Consider the following 3362-nt stretch of genomic DNA (forward strand, 5'->3'; position numbering starts at 1 on the left):
GCGGGCGGGGGACGCCGTCGCGCAGGGCGCAGTCGAGGACCGGCGTGCCGGCGGCCGGGGCGGCCGTATCCGATCCCGCCGGTCGCAGCTCGTGGGTGGAGCCGCCGTCGAGCGCGTACCGGTAGGCGTACCGGTCCGGGTAGAGGCACAGGCCGGCGGAGGCCCCCATCTCCACGAGCGAGAGCGGGCCCGGGAGCAGGGAGAGGAACGGCAGGAGGACCGCGCACCGCTTGGCCTCGTTGGTCTGCGTGGAGTGGGTGAGGGCGATCCGTTCGATCTGCGTCCAGTGGTCGTGGACGAACTCCCGGAACACCGGGTAGTCCTCGGTCTCGGGCGCGCCGGCGTGCCGGGCGGAGGCGAAGACCAGTGCGGGCTGTCGCTTGATCCGGGGCAGGCTCCCGATGAGCTCGCACGTCGCGGGGTCCTCGGCGATCCCCCGGGCCCACGCCAGGTAGACCGGGGTGCGGCCGCGAACCTCGAACTCGGCGAACTCGGCGTAGCGGGTGGGAACGTCGTCGACGTGCGCGGAGTCCATGCGGCCAGCGTGGCACACCGGGCGCCCCGGATCACCCGGATGTGCTGGCGCGGGGGCCGCCGACCGGCTATATTGGTGATGCATCAACCACTGGCCGCGACGACGACCGTAGGAGACCCCATGGCAGACGACACCGAGTTCATGCCAGCCAAGAACGCCTCGGAGGACGGGGAGTTCGTCCGCGACGCCACCTACATCAACGATCGGGTCGTGGCGGATCTCCCGGCGGGATCGGACCCGGTGGGCGAGAAGATCGGCGAGATGCGGTGGCCCGTCGAGGCCGGACGGTACCGCCTGATGGCGGCCCGTGCGTGCCCCTGGGCCAGCCGCTCGATCATCGTCCGCCGTCTGATGGGTCTGGAGGGCGCCATCTCCATGGGTCTGGCGGGCCCGACCCACGACGTCAACTCCTGGGTCTTCGACCTCGACCCCGACGGCAAGGACCCGGTCACGGGCATGCACCGGCTCCAGGAGGCCTACTTCAACCGGATTCCCGACTACCCGCGGGGCATCACCGTCCCGGCCCTCGTCGACCTGCCCACCGGGTCGGTGGTGACCAACGCGTACCAGAAGCTCAACTTAGATCTGCTCACGGAATGGTCGGCCTTCCACCGTGACGGCGCCCCGGACCTGTACCCCGACGAGCACCGCGACGAGATCGACGAACTGGACTCGTGGATCTACCCGACCGTGAACAACGGCGTGTACCGCAGCGGTTTCGCGGCCGAGCAGGGCGCCTACGAACAGGCCTACGACGAGCTCTGGGCCTCGCTGGACCGGCTCGAGGAGCGGTTGACCACCCGTCGGTACCTCGCCGGTGACACGATCACCGTCGCGGACATCCGGCTGTTCACCACTCTGGTGCGTTTCGACGCGGTCTACCACGGCCACTTCAAGGCCAACCGCAACAAGATCACCGAGATGCCGGCCCTGTGGGGCTACCTGCGCGACCTGTTCCAGACGCCCGGCTTCGGTGACACCTGCGACTTCCCGCAGATCAAGGAGCACTACTACAACGTCCACCGCGACGTGAACCCCACCGGAATCGTGCCCAAGGGGCCGGACCTCGCGGGCCTCCTCTCCCCGCATCACCGCGAGGAGTTGGGTGGCCGCCCGTTCGGCGCCGGCACCGCCCCGGGTCCGATCGAGGACCCGTCCGAACGGGTCCCGGAGGGGCACGGAGCAGGCTAGTGGGTATCTCCGTTAGTGCGTCGGGGGTCAGGCCGCTGCGCGGAGCGTGCCGTCGTTGTTGAGACGGTCGAGGTGGCGGTTGAGGTCATCGCGGGTGTACTTCCAGCCGAACGGTTCAGCGCTGTGGTTGTAGCGATTCTCGAAGTTGAGGATGCGTGCGGCGAGGTCGTCGAGGTTTGCGAAGTCGCCGGTGGCGATGGCTTTGCGCTGCAGGATCGAGAAGTAGATCTCGACCTGGTTGAGCCACGAGGCGTGCACCGGTAGGTGCACCAGGACCGCGTTGGGAAACGCCTGGCTCATTCGGTCGATCGAGGCCTGACCTGCGTGGGATGAGCCGTTGTCGACGACCCAGAACACTCGCTTGGCGCTGGCGTAGGGTTCCTGGGTCATCACCTGCTCGACCAGTTCGGTGAACGGGGCGATCCCGGTCTTTGATGCGGTCATCCCTATCACGCGGGCACGGTGGACGTCGTAGGCGGCGAAGTAGGCCAACGTCCCACCGCGGCGGTACTCGAACTCCACGCGCCGCGGCTGACCGGGCCTGGCGGGAGTCTCGGCGTGACGGCGTTTGAGGGCTTGGAGCTGCGATTTCTCGTCAGCACTGATGACGTACTCATCATCGCCTAACTCGATGCCGTTCCAGCGGCGGTGGTACAGATCCAGCACCCGGGTGGCCTTGACGGCGAAGTTGGGGTCGCGAGGGAAGATCCACGATCGGTGCTGCCACGGCTTGATCGCATCGGCGGCCAGCCAGCGCCCGATCGTCGCCGTGGCCACCGGGCGCACCAGCCCGGTGGCCACGGCGTGGGCTCTCAGCTCGGCGGCCGACCATCTGGTCAGCGGCAGACCGTGGTCAGCCGGACGCGTACACGCCAACGCTTTGACCTGGGCGACCTCGACGGGGGTGAACACGCGCGGCCGTCCCGAGCGGGGCCGGTCTTTGAGCCCCTCGAGGCGCTCGGCGCAGAAGCGATGACGCCACTGGCGCACGGTGTCGTCACACACCCCGATGTCGCGGGCGATCACAGCGTTCGCGTCACCGTCTGCGGCGGCCAGGACGATCCGGGCGCGCAGTACGTCACGGTGCGCACAGCGGGCAGCGTTCGCGCGGCGGGTCAGCTCGTCGCGTTCCTTGTCGGTGAGGATGACGATGTCGGCGCTGGTGGGAGGCATGTTCATTTCTGGCCCAGCCGGAGGCGACCGCCAAGCCGCCACGCCGGAACAAGCCGGAAGTCGAGGGCGAGAACGGGCGGCGGCGATGATGGAGATCATGGCCAAGATTCCCGAGTCGACCCAGACCTCACTGCGACAGAAACTCCTGGCGCGCGCGTCCGAACGGTGGCCCCAGATCCAGGAACTGCACACCCGCTACCGGGCCGGGTTTGCCTACGTCGATGCCACCTTGACCGACGGCGACGAAGTCAAGCTCTGCCGACTGCGCTACGCCGGATCAGCCAGCAACTGGGGCTTTGCGATCTACCGCGCCAGCCACAACGACTACCAACAAGCCGCCCTGCCAAACGGATGGCCCTCAGGCACTCCCGAAGAAGCCCTCGACACCGCCTGCGGCCTCTACCTCGGCGACCCCACCGCCTGGATCACCGACCCCCGACGAACTAACGGAGATACCCACTAG

4 protein-coding genes are annotated in these 3362 nt (G+C 68.3%); 2 read left to right on the forward strand and 2 right to left on the reverse strand.

What is annotated here, in order from left to right; all coding sequences use genetic code 11:
- On the reverse strand, positions 1–535 hold a 535-nt coding region (locus G6028_RS02055; protein ID WP_182657895.1), incomplete at its 3' end, for a DUF2332 family protein.
- Between the two features lie 120 nt (positions 536–655).
- On the opposite strand from G6028_RS02055, the gene G6028_RS02060 reads away from it, so the two are divergent.
- Entirely contained in the window at positions 656–1726 is a 1071-nt protein-coding gene (locus G6028_RS02060; RefSeq protein WP_182657896.1) for a glutathione S-transferase family protein, read from the forward strand.
- 27 nt (positions 1727–1753) lie between these two features.
- Here the strand turns inward: G6028_RS02060 and G6028_RS02065 are convergent, their stop codons facing one another.
- The gene (locus G6028_RS02065; RefSeq protein WP_182638885.1) at positions 1754–2899 is read right to left on the reverse strand and encodes an IS630 family transposase; all 1146 of its coding nucleotides are present in this window, start codon (positions 2897–2899) and stop codon (positions 1754–1756) included.
- An 85-nt stretch (positions 2900–2984) separates the two neighbouring features.
- Here G6028_RS02065 and G6028_RS02070 point away from each other — a divergent pair, with 85 nt between their 5' ends.
- Positions 2985–3362: a hypothetical protein gene (locus G6028_RS02070; RefSeq protein WP_241730480.1), complete on the forward strand. Its 378-nt coding sequence runs from the start codon at positions 2985–2987 to the stop codon at positions 3360–3362.

This window comes from Dietzia cercidiphylli (assembly GCF_014145145.1).
GTDB classification, from domain to species: domain Bacteria; phylum Actinomycetota; class Actinomycetes; order Mycobacteriales; family Mycobacteriaceae; genus Dietzia; species Dietzia natronolimnaea.

What these genes read in the sequence shown, in the direction of transcription:
- G6028_RS02070 (WP_241730480.1), top strand. Translation starts at nt 2,985, where the DNA reads ATGATGGAGATCATGGCCAAGATTCCCGAGTCGACCCAGACCTCACTG.
- G6028_RS02065 (WP_182638885.1), bottom strand. Translation starts at nt 2,899, where the DNA reads ATGCCTCCCACCAGCGCCGACATCGTCATCCTCACCGACAAGGAACGC.
- G6028_RS02060 (WP_182657896.1), top strand. Translation starts at nt 656, where the DNA reads ATGGCAGACGACACCGAGTTCATGCCAGCCAAGAACGCCTCGGAGGAC.